Here is a 13,288-nt window from a genome sequence, read left to right as displayed (position 1 = left end):
ACGGGAGAACACGATGTTCTTTCTAATGCGCGTGGCATTCTGGCTCGGGCTCGTGCTCGTGCTGCTGCCGACCGAGAAAACGCCCGAATCGGAGAAGCTGCCGCAGATCGGCGCGAGTGAAGCCGTGACCGCTGCGGGAGCTGCGATGTCCGACATGAGCCAGTTCTGCGCCCGTCAACCTGCGGCGTGCGAGATCGGCAGTCAGGCTGCGACCGTAATCGGGCACCGTGCACAGGCTGGCGCACGTAAGGTCTACCAGATGATCACCGAGAAGAAGCCGGATCACACCGGTTCGATCGACCGCAGCGATGAAGAGGTCGGGCAACACGCGCCGGCGGACACGCTCACGGCCGAAGACCTGAAGGCCGACTGGCGAGGTCCTGGCGCCCCGTCGCGCGCGGCCACCGTACGCGGGAGCTAGTGGAACTCCCTGTAACAGCACGGCAAATTCCAGCCGAAAGACCTCGCTTTCGGCCAAGAGCGTTCTCATATATGGCTCACGGGATTCCGCTGTCCCGCGGATCTGGGCGGTATTTGAGACATCATGGCGACGATCGACGACATCAAGGACAACTTCGCGCTGCTCGATGAGTGGGACGACCGCTATCGTTACGTCATCGAGCTTGGGCGAACGCTCACCCCGTTGTCGGAAGAGGACCGTTCCGCCAACAACAAAGTCCAGGGTTGCGCCAGCCAGGTCTGGCTCGCAAAACGCCTTGAGCGCAACGAACGCGGCGAGGCCGTGCTGTCCTTCATTGGTGACAGCGATGCACACATCGTGCGCGGGCTGATCGCGATCTTGCTATCGCTGTACTCGGGACAGACGCCCAAGCGGATCATCGAGACCGATGCGATTGCAGTCTTCGATGAGCTGGGCTTCCGCGAACACTTGTCGCCGCAGCGTTCCAACGGCCTGCGCTCGATGGTCAATCGCGTCCGCAGCGATGCCCGTGACGCGCTGGCCATCGCTTCCTGAAGAATGGCGTCCTGACAGAACGATCAGCGTTTGCCATTGCGCGGCTGGCCGAGGCCCATCTTCTTGGCGAGCTGCGAACGCTTGACCGCATAGTTCGGCGCGACCATCGGATAGTCCGCCGGCAATCCCCATTTGTCGCGGTATTGCTCCGGCGTCATGCCGTATTGCGTGCGCAGATGACGCTTCAGCGATTTGAACTTCTTTCCGTCTTCAAGACAGACGATGTATTCAGCCGTCAGCGATTTTTTCACAGGCACGGCCGGCTTTGCCGGCGCGGTTACCGCAAGCGCCTGACCTTCGGACACGCGCACCAGCGCCGCATGCACCTGGCCGATCAGCGCCGGCAACTCCGACGCGGGCGTCGTATTATTGCCCACGTAGGCCGAGACGATCTCGGCGGTCAGATCGATGAAGCCCTTCGCGGGCGGATTCGTCATGCGGGCAGCTCCTGAATTTACTTGCGTATATCAGGAACCCGATCGGAACCAAAGACTATCCAAGATCAGGCGAGCGACTACAGAGTATAGTCTCGAGTAGACTTGATGCGGCAGCTATTACTTCCGCTGTTCGACGTAAGTTCGCAACGCATCGAGCGATGCGAAGCGGATCGGTCCTTCGCCTGGCAACTGCGCCTCGATCGAACCGTCCGAGTAATACGTGTAGGTCATTTCATCGACCGAACCCGATCGAACGACCGTGACGCCGGGCGGAAGGTCGGTCGAGGACGTGGTCGCTGCCTCTGCAGGCGTATCCTCGTTTTGAGGCTCGGTGGAAGCGCCGGCGCTCCTGTCATCGCTCGTCGTCGCCTCGGCCGGCGAAGCCGACGGCTCCACGCGTTCCGCCAGACTGTTCTGCCGCAAAGGTCGCGACCAGGCATTCTCGAACGACGACATCCTGGGTTCAGCGTCCTGCGCGATGGGCGACGGCGGCGCGCCGCCTTGTTGCGCAAGCGCTTCAAGCCTCTCACGCCGCTTGCTGGTGAACAGCAGGTTGCGCCGGATCGGGCGATCGGGTTCGGGCGGAGGCGGCACTGCGACAGGTTCGATCGGAGGAACCCCTGACATGGGAGGCCTCGGCCTGCTGCGCGCGGGCGGTTCGGCCCACGGCGGCGAACCAGACACACGGACATGATCGGTAACCGCATCACCACCGAGCCGTTCGACCAGAGACTCATCGACTGCTGAAGCGGGCGGCCTGTCGGAAGCGACGAAGCGGCCGAGATGCGCGTCGTGAGCGACCATAAGCTTCCCGAGCTTCACCAATTCGCGCGCGACGAACCACATGCCGATCAGGATGAGGCCGGTGCACAGGATGACAACGCCGGCGATCAGCAGCGCGTTACCGAAGCTGGAGTCGCTGATGGGAATGCCGAAGCCGACAGCAAGCAAGCCCATCACTAATACGCCGACGCCCGCGGCGAGCAGCACCATCATCTGAAAACCCCACGCCGCGACACGGGCGGCAGCGCCATCCGCAGTCCGGTTCAGCCAAGGGAACCGGTCCGATCCCGAAGCCACAATACCGTCATACGGCTCGCTCTGCAAAAGTGCATTTGCCAAGCAATCGACGCCTTTACGCGCTTTGGTTGGCGGATGTCCTCAACATTGGACGCCGCAGCGCCGGCCTTCGCTGCACGACAGTCACGATCCAAGCGGTTCCGGCACTGCTATAAGCAGCCGCCCGTGACGACCATCTCAGATGGCGGCCCTGGCACCGCACCCTGCGCCGCACGATGAATGCCGCCGGTATCGAAGGATGCGAGCATCATTTTTTGCGCACAGAATGTCCCAACGAGATGAACAGGCGGTCATGTTTCGCGTGCAACGTGTTCCAAATAATCTTTACCGTACCGAGAGTTATTGCATTGCACTCATAAAATAAGCCTATAATTAGCTTACACGTGAACGTGATCACGATATAGTCAGCGTCGGGGGAATAGGCCTGCGCTGTGAAATTTCAAAGGTCCTGAGGAACGGTCGGTCTAGCAACAGATGACCAGTATCACTTCGATCGTCGATACGCCGGAACGGCGATCGATAGGGCAAACCTGCGACGATGTTGCTCTGCTGCTGCTGGCCGCGATCGCCATCATCGCATCGCTGACGTTCAAGAATTACGGCCTCGGCTGGGACGACTATACCCATGCAGAGTACGCCGAGCTTCTGCTCAAGCTCTACGGCTCCGGATTCACTGACAAGAGCGCACTCTCCTTCGTCAACCTGTACATGTACGGCGGCGGCTTCGATATGGCTGCCGCGCTGCTGCATAAAATTCTGCCGCTCGAACTGTTCGAGACACGCCGTCTGGTCGGCGCATTCGTTGGCGTCCTCGGGATCGCCTTGACGTGGCGGCTTGGACGTCGCGTCGGTGGGCCGGTCGCGGGTCTTGTCGCGTTGGTCCTGGTGACGGTCTGCCCGGCCTTCTATGGCCACATGTTTATGAATCCGAAGGACATCCCGTTCGCGATCGCCATGGTCGTGCTGATGCTGGGCCTGGTCCGCCTCGTCGAGGAATACCCGTCCCCGTCATCACATACCGTGTTGATTGTCGGCCTCGGCGCCGGGCTTGCCTTGGGTTGCCGCATTCTCGGCGGCTTCGCGCTGATCTATGTGCTGATCGCGTTCATCCCGCTGCTTCTTGAGGAACTGCGGACGCAGGGACTACGTGAGACGGTGCATCGGCTCGTCCGCGTCGTTTACGTGCTGGTCCCCGGACTGTTGTTCGGCTACCTGGTGATGGGGCTGATCTGGCCGTGGTCGATCGTTCGGCTCGACAATCCCCTGCAGGCGATGACCTACTTCTCAGCCTTTTTCGAGAAGCCGTGGAAGGAACTGTACAACGGCCAGATGGTGTCCGTGCCGGATATGCCGTGGTCGTACCTGCCGACGCTGTTCGCACTCAAATTGCCCGAAGCGATGATGGTAACGCTTGCGGCCGGCCTCGGTGTCACTGCAGTTTCGCTCTTTCGCCGCGACGTGCCGGCAAAGCGCAAGATGATCCTCACTATGCTTGCGCTCGCGGCGACCCTGCCGCTGATGGTCGCGATGGTGAAGCGCCCTGCCCTCTACAACGGCATCCGCCACTTCCTGTTCGTCATTCCGCCGATGGCTGTCATGGCCGGGGTCGGCTTTGCCTGGATCAACGACCGTGTAAGGCGCCAGGGCGCGATGGCGGTCCTCGGCGTCAACATCGTGTTCGGCGCGGCCTTGCTGTTGCCGCTGGCAGAAGGGATCCGACTCCATCCCTATCAGTACACCTACTTCAATCATATCGCCGGAACCGTGCGCGCAGCCGAGCATCTTTACATGCTCGACTACTGGGGTCTTGCGCTGAAACAGGCGTCCGAGGAATTGCGCCTGCAACTCGAGGAACGTCAGGAGATCCCGCCTGCGAACCGAAAGTGGAAGGTCGCGGTCTGCGGACCGCAGCAGGCGGCCCGGGTCGCGCTGGGCGAGGAATTCAGCATTGGCTGGGACAGCCAGAGCGCCGATTTCGCGATGACGCTCGGCGAGTTCTATTGCAAGGGCCTCAATGCGCCGGTGCTGGTCGAGATCAAGCGCGACGACGTCGTGTTCGCGCGCGTCTATGACATCCGCGGCTCGAGCATCTCGAGTTTGCTGACCATTCCGGCGCCGCAGTAGCGCTGCTAGAGCATTTTCCGGAAAAGTGGGCACCGGTTTTCCGCAGAAAATGCGATCAAACAAACGAATCTAGGCGCGCGCCTTGGCGAATGCCGCCAGGATGCGCGCCCACGAGCGGATGCCCTTGTGGAAGCTCTTCAGATCGTACTTCTCGTTTGGCGAATGAATGCGATCGTCCTCGAGCCCGAAGCCGACCATGACTGTGTCGAGCCCTAACGTATGCTTGAAGTCCGCCACGATCGGGATAGATGCGCCGCAAGCGATCAGAAGTGCCTCCTTGCCCCATTCCTCGGTCAGCGCACGTTGCGCCGCGCCAAGCGGCTTCATCGTCCAGTCCAGCGCGATCGCCGGCGCATTGGTGTGATCGGCAAATTCGGTCGAACAGTCGGCCGGCAGCCGCGCCTTCACATAGGCGCGGAAGGCATCGCGGATCTTTTGCGGATCCTGGCCTTCGACCAAACGGAACGACACCTTTGCGGTCGCTTCCGCAGGTATCACCGTCTTTGCGCCCTCGCCGGTGTAACCACCGAAAATACCGTTGATGTCGCAGGTCGGTCGTGACGAGACCTGCTCGATCAGCAGCCGGTCCCTTTCGCCGGCGGGGATCGACAGGCCGATCGGCTTGAGAAATGTCTCGGCTGAGAAGTTCAGCTTCTTCCACGCCTCGAGCACGTCGGGCGGCGTATCTTTCACCCCGTCGTAGAAGCCCGGAATGGTGATGCGGCCGTTCTCGTCGTGCAGCCCGCCGAGAATACGTGTCAGCACGCGGATCGGATTCTGCGCGCCGCCGCCGAACAGCCCCGAATGCAGATCGCGGTTCGCGGCCTTGATGCGCACCTCCTCATATACCAGTCCGCGCAGCGAGGTCGTAATCGCCGGCGTGTTCTGGTCCCACATATTAGTGTCGCAGACGAGCGCGAAATCGGCGGCGAGATCGCTCCTGTTGTTCTTCAGAAACGCGCCGAAGTTCTTCGAGCCAACCTCCTCCTCACCCTCGATCAGAATCGTGACCGGAAGCGGCAGATCACCCGTCACCGCCTTCCAGGCCCGACAGGCCTCGACGAAGGTCATGAGCTGGCCTTTGTCGTCCTGTGCGCCTCGCGCGACGATCGCTTTGCGGCCATCGGCCAAGGTCCTAACCGCGGGCTCGAACGGCGGATGCTCCCAGAGATTCAGCGGGTCGACGGGCTGCACATCATAGTGTCCGTAAAACATCACTCGCGGGCCAGAGCCCTCCGACTTGCCGACAATCGCCGGATGTCCGCCGGTCGGACGCACGTCCGTTGCAAAACCGATGGAGGCGATATCCTTCGCCAGATGGTCCGCCGCCGCTTTGCAGTCGCCTGTGAATGCCGGATCGGCAGAAATCGACTTGATACGCAGCAGCGCAAACAGGCGTTCGAGGCTGCTGTCGATATTAGCGTCGATGTGCCCGAGCACAGCGTCGAGCGATTTCTGATCTGGCATTCCCGTCTCCGACGGTTAGAGGTCGGCGACGATTATAGCTTGCTCGGACGGTGTTGCGAACGGGGCGTCTCGCCGGAATGCCAGGTCGCTAAAGCTGCAAATGATCGGGACGAACTCACCGTCGCAGCATTCCTCCCAGCGCGCCGCGGACGATCGCACGTCCAATCGTGCCGCCCATCTGCCCTGCAACTGACTTTCCGAGATTGGCCGCGACACCGCCCGCGACACGATTGGTCATCGATCGCGTCACGTCGCGGGCAATGATCTGCCCGGTCGTCAATCGCGTGCCGCGCTTGCGGTTGGTGCCGAAGATAATGTGAGCGATCGCGCTCAGATGCCCGAACACGCCGGTTGGCGCCTCTGTCGGCTCATCGCCTTCTACCGCCGTTTCGTTCACGCGCTTCTGCAGCATTTCGAACGCGGACTCCTGATCGACCGGCGTATCGTATTTGCCTTTGACGGGGCTCCTGCTCATCAATTCCTTGCGCTCTTCCGCTGTGATCGGGCCAATCCGCGCCGAGGGCGGGCGAACGAGAATACGCTCGACTATCGCCGGCGTACCGTTGCCTTCAAGGAATGAAACCAGCGCCTCGCCCTTGCCAAGCTCGGTGATGACCTTCTGCGTGTCGAGCTTGGGATTGGGTCGGAACGTCTGCGCTGCGGCGGCGATCGACTTCTGGTCGCGCGGCGTGAAGGCTCGCAGCGCGTGCTGCATGCGATTGCCGAGCTGAGCCAGAACTTTGTCCGGCACGTCGATCGGGTTCTGCGTGACGAAATAAACGCCGACGCCCTTGGAGCGTATCAACCGCACCACCTGCTCGATCTTGTCCATCAGCGCGGCCGGCGCATCGTCGAACAAGAGGTGAGCCTCATCGAAGAAGAATACCAGCTTTGGCTTCGGCAGGTCGCCGACCTCGGGAAGTTGCTCGAACAGCTCCGACAGCAGCCACAAAAGGAAGGTGGCGTACAGCTTCGGATTCTGCATCAACCGGTCGGCAACCAGGATGTTGACATAGCCCCTTCCATCCTTGTCGGTGCGCATCAAATCCTGCAGCTCCAGCGCTGGCTCGCCGAAGAAATTGTCGCCGCCCTGGTTTTCCAATACCAGGAGCTGGCGTTGGATCGTCCCGACCGTCTGCGCCGATACGTTACCGTACTGAGTTGTCAGCGCCTTCGCGTTCTCGGCCACATTGGCGAGGATCGCGCGCAGATCCTTCATGTCGAGCAGCAGCAGTCCCTGCTCGTCGGCGACGCGGAAGGCGATATTCAGCACGCCCTCCTGCACCTCGTTCAGATCCATCATCCGCGAGAGCAGCAACGGCCCCATCTCCGAGACTGTCGCGCGCACGGGATGGCCGTTTTCGCCGAAGACATCCCAGAAGATGGTCGAAAACTGGTCTGGCTGAAACTCTACGTCGACGTCCTTCGCGCGCTGGAGGATGAAATCCTTAGCCTCGCCAAGCTCCGAAATGCCGGAAAGGTCTCCCTTGATGTCCGCGGCGAACACCGGGACGCCGGCACGGGCAAATCCTTCGGCCAGAACCTGCAACGAGACCGTCTTTCCGGTGCCGGTCGCACCGGTAACAAGACCATGCCTGTTCGCGAGCGCCAGCGTCAGCCACGCTGACTGTTCCTCCTTGCCTACGAAGATTGCTTCCTTGGTATCAGCGTTCGCCATGACGTGCCTTCTCATCCGAAACCGAAGAACAGGTTCGGAGTTGTTCGCGAGAAAATGAATCTATCTGAATCGCTTGCCAATGCGACATGTTCGATCGGCTCCTTCGACGATTGGCGCCGCACGAACGCACCGTTCGGCAGAACGCCCGCCTGACGACTGCGAGATATCGTCAATTCTGCACCTACATACATTTCCTTGCAGGATTTCGCCACGACTCTGGCATTGTTGCAACACTTGGCAGAGATGAGACGCAAAAAACCGACTCCGACAGTGTTGATGCTTGTCTTTCACGACTAGCGCGACCTAAAGTAAAAATTGAACAAGAGACACACTCAGAGCGGAATGACATGCAGGTGGATCGGCGAAGCGCAACCGTCGAGAGCGGATCCTCGGCGGCAAGGCGATCGGCGTGCCCCGGTTCGCTCCGTTCTATTCTTCTGCTGATGGATTAAGCGGCGCTTCCGGTTTCTGCGTACGCCTTTTTTTGATTCGGCTGCCTGAGTGTCTTTGCGAGTGCCATGAACTACCCGCTGAAATATATTGATGGAATGACCCCGTTTCTGGAGGTCAAGCTGAAATCGAGACACATCCGGACGACGGAGAAGTTGCTCGAAGCGGCACGCACAGTGAAGGGCCGCAAAGATCTCGCTGCCAACACTGGTATCTCCGAACAGCAGTGGCTCGACTGGGCGAACAACGCCGACTGCATGCGCATTAAAGGCATGGGCAGCGAAAAGGCGAAGTTATTGCGGCGCGCGGGCGTCACGACGGTTGGCGAACTCAGCCACCGAAACCCCAGGAAGCTCGCGGAAGCAATGGCGGAGGCCAACAGCAAGCATCGGTTGATGCGCGCGCAGCCCACCGAGAAGTCGGTGCGCATCCTGATCGAGCGCGCGCGAAAGCTGCCGCGCAAGATCACCTATTGATCAAGTCCATCCTGATCAGGGAAAAATTGGGCAGTTTCCCGCCGCTGAGGCCGGTTCCAGGTCCTTGACTTGAGCCGACGGACCGCGCAAAGCGCGTCCATGACCGAGGCGTCAGAGAGCCAGTCCGTTCGCGTAGTCCGGAGCGCAGTGGCCCCCGGATGGCCACCGGCGACGCGCCCATATCCGGCAGTGATGGGCATCCTCAACATCACGCCGGATTCGTTCTCTGACGGTGGGAAATTCCTTGATCCGAGGCACGCGCTCGCCCAGGCGGAACGCATGATTGCCGACGGCGCCGACATTATCGATGTCGGCGCTGAATCCACGCGGCCTTACGGCGGCCAGGCGCCGGTATCGGCGGACGAAGAGATCGGTCGGCTCCGACCAGTACTTAAAAATATCGTCGCATTGGGAACGCCCGTGTCCATCGATACGATGAAGGCTGCGGTCGCCCGGTTCGCCCTGGATACCGGAGCAGCCATCGTCAACGACGTCTGGGGCCTGCTGCGCGACGGCGAGATGGCCCGCGTGGTCGCCGAGTATCGGGCGCCGCTGGTCGCCATGCACAATCGCGATGGCGTCGATCCGGCGATCGATATCATGAGCGACATCGCCGCCTTTTTCACCCGCACACTGGACGTCGCCGAGCAAGCTGGCATCGTGCGGGAGCGGATCGCGCTCGATCCCGGTATCGGCTTCGGCAAGACGGCGGATCAAAGCATGACGGCGTTGGCGCGGCTATCCGAACTGAAGGCGTTCGGTTGCCCGCTGCTGGTCGGCGGCTCCCGCAAGCGCTTCATCAGCGCAGTTGCGGAGTCAGAACCGGATCGGCGTCTCGGAGGTTCGCTTGCGGCACACCTCGTTGCCGTGCGAAACGGTGCCGCGATCATTCGCGCCCATGACGTAGCGGAGACTGTTCAGGCCCTGCGCGTTTACGCTGCAATCGAAGGAAAGCGATGACCGACACAATTTTCATCCACGGCATCGTCATCCATGCCCGGCACGGCGTGCTCGAGCATGAAGCCGAAGTCGGCCAGCGCTTCGTCATCGATCTGGAGCTGTCGACCGACCTGAGCGAACCGTCACACACCGACAAGCTGAAAGATACGATCTCATATTCGGACGTGGTCGCGACGGCGACGAAAGCGTTTGCCGGTCACAACTATTATCTCCTTGAACGGGCAGCGGGCGCGGTGGCCGATGCCGTCCTGGCGGCCTTCCCGGCCGTCAGTGCGCTCAAGGTCACCGTCCACAAGCCGCACGCGCCGATCGCCGCTATTTTTGACGACGTCGGCGTGATCCTGACACGAAGGCGACATGGCTAGTGCTCCGGTTCCGAAGTTCACATCACTTCGCGGCACACGCTACATGCGAACTTCGGAAACAGGAGCATTAGCAACTTTACGTTTCTAGTGCCGCTTTCGATTTGAAATTCCTGGGAGGAGCTTGCGTCAGGTGGTGCAGGAATTTCAGATCGGCAGCACTGGTGCCGGGCCTCGGGTTACAAGCGCGCTGATTGCGCTCGGCGGCAACGTCGGCGACGTCCGGGCGCGCTTTGCCCGGGCAATCCCTGCGATCTGCGACAGAGCCCGAGCCCGCCTGGTTGCGCGCTCATCGGACTATTCGACGCCGCCCTGGGGCGAAGAGCAGCAGCCGTCATTCGTCAACGCGTGCATCGAGATCGAAACGCCGCTCGATCCCCACGCGCTCTTGCAAACCTTGCACGACATCGAGAGGGAGCACGGCCGCGATCGCCGCAACGAGCGTCGCTGGGGACCGCGCACGCTGGACCTCGACCTGCTCGCCTTTGACGACCTGGCGATCGACGAGCACGGACTGACATTGCCCCACCCTCGCCTGTTCGAGCGCGCCTTCGTCCTGGTGCCGCTGTCCGAAATCGCCCCCAACCGAACGATCGGCGGCCGCACCGCCGCCGCAGCGTTGAGAACGGTTGCCGCGGACGGGGTTGAGAAGCTGCCGCCAGCGTGAGCAAAATGGCCGTCTGCCACCCCTTGCGCCATGGCATTTTTCGGTCAAAGAACTAGTGCTCCGTTTCCGACGTTCGCATCACGGCGCGGTACACTCGATATGCGAACTTCGGAAACATAAGGAGCACTAGCAACTTTATGTTTCTAGTGTGGTTTTTGAATTTGAAATTCCTGCGCCGGACTTGCCGCGACGTTGGGACGTTGGCAGGAATTTCAAACTCACCGCGCTAGAGATCGGCGCCTATCGATACTTGGAGTGGTTCGCGTTCATGTCTGCCGATGCCGAGGACCTGCCGCTTGCGTCCGAGTTTCCCGCCGCCACTCGCGAGACGTGGCTGAAACTTGTCGATGGCGTGCTGAAAGGCGCGCCGCGCGAACGGCTCGTGGCCAAGACCGCGGACGGGCTTTCGGTCGAACCGCTTTACCCGCGCACGACTGATGCGACGATCGTTGCCGGCCGCCCGGCAGCAACGCCCTGGCAGATCATGCAGCGCCTCGATCATCCGGATCCGGCGGAGGCCAATAAGCAGGCGCTCACCGACCTCGAGAACGGCGCAACCGGTCTTTCGCTGGTATTCGCCGGCGCGAACGGCTCGGCGGGTTTCGGGCTCGATCCGTCGCCGGCGGCGATCCGGCGAACCCTGGACGGGGTCCATCTCGATGCAGGCATCGGGATCGAGTTTCAGATCGGACCGCAATCGCGCGAGGCGCCTTTTCACGTGCTCGCCTTGCTCAAGGAGCAGGGCATCGCGGCGTCTGCCTGCGACATCCGCTTCGGTTTCGATCCGATCGGTGCGGCCGCCGTGTGGGGAGCGAGCCCCTATTCCTGGGACGACATGGCGCCCACCTTGGCGGATGCCGTCAATGCTGTCGCCGCACAAGGTGTCCAAGGCCGTGCAGTCGTCGCCGACGGCCGCGTGGTCCACGATGCCGGCGGCTCGGAAGCACAAGAGCTTGCATTTGTGCTCGCGGCCGGGATCGCCTACCTGCGCGCACTCGAAGCGTCAGGCATGCCGCTGTCCACGGCGCGCAACATGATTTACGCGCGCATGCGTGCCGACGCCGATCAATTCCTCACCATGGCGAAGTTTCGCAGCCTGCGAAAGCTATGGGCGCGCGTCGAGCAGGCCTGCGGCCTCACGCCGGCGCCGCTGTTCATTGCCGCGGACACCGCATGGCGGATGCTCACGCGGCGCGACACCGACGTCAACATGCTGCGCGCGACCATGGCGACGTTTGCAGCCGGCCTTGCCGGCGCGAACAGCATCACCGTACTGCCGCACACGCTGGCGCTTGGCCTGCCGGACGCATTCGCGCGACGTGTTGCGCGCAACACGCAGTTGATCCTGCTCGAGGAGTCGAACCTCGATAAGGTCACCGATCCGGCCGCTGGCTCCGGCGGCATCGAAGCGCTGACCGCTCAGCTCAGCACACACGCCTGGGAGCTGTTTCAGAACATCGAAAAGGCCGGCGGAATCTGGGCCGCGCTGGCGAGCAACATGCTGCAAGGCCAGATTTCAGACGTGCGTACGCTGCGCGAAAAGAACGTCGCGCGGCGCAAGGATGTCATCACCGGCACGAGCGAATTCGCCAACCTGCTGGAGAAGTCTCCGAGCGTCCTCCCTGCACGCCCCGTCGCTCTCGAAGCCTATGGCGATGCGAAATACACCTTCGATGCGCTGACGCCGTATCGCCTCGCGGAGCCGTTCGAAGCGCTGCGCGACGTATCGGACGAGATCCTGGCGAGAACGGGCAGCCGCCCCAAAGTCTTTCTCGCCAATCTCGGAACGCCTGAAAGTTTCACCACTCGCGCCACTTTTGCGAAAAATTTCTTCGAAGCCGGCGGCATCGAAGCCCCCGACAATGACGGCTTCTGGGAAATTCCGACGCTCGTGCACCATTTCAAGAAGGCGGGAACCTCGCTCGTCTGCCTCTGCTCGTCGGACGCCGTCTATGCAACCAATGCTGCGGATGCGGCGAAGGCGTTGGCGGAGGCAGGGGCGGCCCCTATCTACCTTGCAGGTCGGCCGGGCGAGAAAGAAGCCGACTATCGCGCCGCTGCCGTCAGCGACTTCATCTTCGCGGGAAGCGATGTGCTGGCGACGCTGCGTGCAGCGTACCAGGAGGCGAAGCAATGACCGGGCGCAAGGCCGTACTGACCGGCGGATGCCAATGCGGCGCCATCCGCTTTGCGGTCTACGCCGAGCCTGTCAAAGTCGGCCTGTGCCATTGCCGCATGTGCCAGAAGGCCGTCGCCGGTCCCTTCATATCCCTCGCCGAGGTCCGCCACGAAGACTTTGCCTGGACCCGCGGCCAGCCGGCGAGCTTCCGGTCCTCGACCATCGCCGAACGCAACTTCTGCGCCGCTTGCGGAACACCGCTCAGCTATCGCCAGATCGGCGGACCCTACATGGAGCTGACAACCGGAAGTTTCGACCGGCCGGACCTTGTGACGCCGACCTATGCGACCGGAACGGAATCACGGTTGCCATGGGTAGGGTCTATCGACGACCTGCCGGGACGAACGACAGGCGAACTTGCAGGCGCGCAGACGCTGGCGCGCATTGTCAGCCACCAGCACCCGGACCATGATACATAGATCAAGACGATCA

Annotated in this window: 13 protein-coding genes; 9 read left to right on the top strand and 4 right to left on the bottom strand. The window is 61.7% G+C overall.

Annotation, left to right across the window (positions count from 1 at the left end):
• Window positions 1-13 precede the first annotated feature (13 nt).
• On the top strand, window positions 14-421 hold the full coding sequence (locus tag RCO31_RS12615; protein ID WP_308968729.1) for a DUF5330 domain-containing protein: 408 nt from the start codon (window positions 14-16) through the stop codon (window positions 419-421).
• A gap of 123 nt (window positions 422-544) precedes the next feature.
• Window positions 545-976, top strand: coding sequence for a SufE family protein (locus tag RCO31_RS12610; RefSeq protein ID WP_308968728.1), 432 nt, complete (start codon window positions 545-547; stop codon window positions 974-976).
• A gap of 23 nt (window positions 977-999) precedes the next feature.
• Here the strand turns inward: RCO31_RS12610 and RCO31_RS12605 are convergent, their stop codons facing one another.
• Window positions 1,000-1,413 (bottom strand): MucR family transcriptional regulator, encoded by a 414-nt coding sequence (locus RCO31_RS12605; RefSeq protein WP_308968727.1) that lies wholly within the window; start codon window positions 1,411-1,413, stop codon window positions 1,000-1,002.
• A 117-nt stretch (window positions 1,414-1,530) separates the two neighbouring features.
• Entirely contained in the window at window positions 1,531-2,535 is a 1,005-nt protein-coding gene (locus RCO31_RS12600) for a hypothetical protein (protein WP_308968726.1), read from the bottom strand.
• 432 nt (window positions 2,536-2,967) lie between these two features.
• Here RCO31_RS12600 and RCO31_RS12595 point away from each other — a divergent pair, with 432 nt between their 5' ends.
• Window positions 2,968-4,617, top strand: coding sequence for a glycosyltransferase family 39 protein (locus RCO31_RS12595; protein WP_308968725.1), 1,650 nt, complete (start codon window positions 2,968-2,970; stop codon window positions 4,615-4,617).
• A gap of 69 nt (window positions 4,618-4,686) precedes the next feature.
• On the opposite strand, the gene RCO31_RS12590 is transcribed toward RCO31_RS12595, so the two are convergent.
• Together RCO31_RS12590 and RCO31_RS12585 are read right to left on the bottom strand one after the other, a co-directional pair.
• Entirely contained in the window at window positions 4,687-6,084 is a 1,398-nt protein-coding gene (locus tag RCO31_RS12590; protein WP_308968724.1) for a M20/M25/M40 family metallo-hydrolase, read from the bottom strand.
• Window positions 6,085-6,199: 115 nt separating this feature from the next.
• Entirely contained in the window at window positions 6,200-7,762 is a 1,563-nt protein-coding gene (locus RCO31_RS12585) for a helicase HerA-like domain-containing protein (RefSeq protein WP_308968723.1), read from the bottom strand.
• A 518-nt stretch (window positions 7,763-8,280) separates the two neighbouring features.
• Here RCO31_RS12585 and RCO31_RS12580 point away from each other — a divergent pair.
• From RCO31_RS12580 to RCO31_RS12555, 6 genes are all read left to right on the top strand, one after another.
• Window positions 8,281-8,688, top strand: coding sequence for a DUF4332 domain-containing protein (locus RCO31_RS12580; RefSeq protein WP_308968722.1), 408 nt, complete (start codon window positions 8,281-8,283; stop codon window positions 8,686-8,688).
• 192 nt (window positions 8,689-8,880) lie between these two features.
• Entirely contained in the window at window positions 8,881-9,648 is a 768-nt protein-coding gene (folP, locus tag RCO31_RS12575) for a dihydropteroate synthase (RefSeq protein WP_308968916.1), read from the top strand.
• Entirely contained in the window at window positions 9,645-10,013 is a 369-nt protein-coding gene (gene folB, locus RCO31_RS12570) for a dihydroneopterin aldolase (RefSeq protein WP_308968721.1), read from the top strand. Before folP ends, folB begins: the two co-directional genes overlap by 4 nt.
• Before the next feature lie 130 nt (window positions 10,014-10,143).
• On the top strand, window positions 10,144-10,677 hold the full coding sequence (folK, locus tag RCO31_RS12565) for a 2-amino-4-hydroxy-6-hydroxymethyldihydropteridine diphosphokinase (RefSeq protein ID WP_308968720.1): 534 nt from the start codon (window positions 10,144-10,146) through the stop codon (window positions 10,675-10,677).
• A gap of 268 nt (window positions 10,678-10,945) precedes the next feature.
• The gene (locus RCO31_RS12560) at window positions 10,946-12,814 is read left to right on the top strand and encodes a methylmalonyl-CoA mutase subunit beta (protein WP_308968719.1); all 1,869 of its coding nucleotides are present in this window, start codon (window positions 10,946-10,948) and stop codon (window positions 12,812-12,814) included.
• The gene (locus RCO31_RS12555; protein ID WP_308968718.1) at window positions 12,811-13,275 is read left to right on the top strand and encodes a GFA family protein; all 465 of its coding nucleotides are present in this window, start codon (window positions 12,811-12,813) and stop codon (window positions 13,273-13,275) included. Before RCO31_RS12560 ends, RCO31_RS12555 begins: the two co-directional genes overlap by 4 nt.
• The last annotated feature ends 13 nt before the right edge of the window (window positions 13,276-13,288 follow it).

The sequence above is a fragment of the Bradyrhizobium sp. LHD-71 genome, from assembly GCF_031157255.1.
In the GTDB taxonomy this organism is placed as follows: domain Bacteria; phylum Pseudomonadota; class Alphaproteobacteria; order Rhizobiales; family Xanthobacteraceae; genus P52-10.
Note: the sequence above shows the minus strand (reverse complement) of the source record. Positions and strands in the feature narration are given on the sequence as shown.

Coding starts and splice junctions, on each gene's coding strand:
- RCO31_RS12615 (WP_308968729.1), top strand. CDS start 14: ATGTTCTTTCTAATGCGCGTGGCATTCTGGCTCGGGCTCGTGCTCGTG.
- RCO31_RS12610 (WP_308968728.1), top strand. CDS start 545: ATGGCGACGATCGACGACATCAAGGACAACTTCGCGCTGCTCGATGAG.
- RCO31_RS12605 (WP_308968727.1), bottom strand. CDS start 1,413: ATGACGAATCCGCCCGCGAAGGGCTTCATCGATCTGACCGCCGAGATC.
- RCO31_RS12595 (WP_308968725.1), top strand. CDS start 2,968: ATGACCAGTATCACTTCGATCGTCGATACGCCGGAACGGCGATCGATA.
- RCO31_RS12590 (WP_308968724.1), bottom strand. CDS start 6,084: ATGCCAGATCAGAAATCGCTCGACGCTGTGCTCGGGCACATCGACGCT.
- RCO31_RS12585 (WP_308968723.1), bottom strand. CDS start 7,762: ATGGCGAACGCTGATACCAAGGAAGCAATCTTCGTAGGCAAGGAGGAA.
- RCO31_RS12580 (WP_308968722.1), top strand. CDS start 8,281: ATGAACTACCCGCTGAAATATATTGATGGAATGACCCCGTTTCTGGAG.
- folP (WP_308968916.1), top strand. CDS start 8,881: ATGGGCATCCTCAACATCACGCCGGATTCGTTCTCTGACGGTGGGAAA.
- folB (WP_308968721.1), top strand. CDS start 9,645: ATGACCGACACAATTTTCATCCACGGCATCGTCATCCATGCCCGGCAC.
- RCO31_RS12560 (WP_308968719.1), top strand. CDS start 10,946: ATGTCTGCCGATGCCGAGGACCTGCCGCTTGCGTCCGAGTTTCCCGCC.
- RCO31_RS12555 (WP_308968718.1), top strand. CDS start 12,811: ATGACCGGGCGCAAGGCCGTACTGACCGGCGGATGCCAATGCGGCGCC.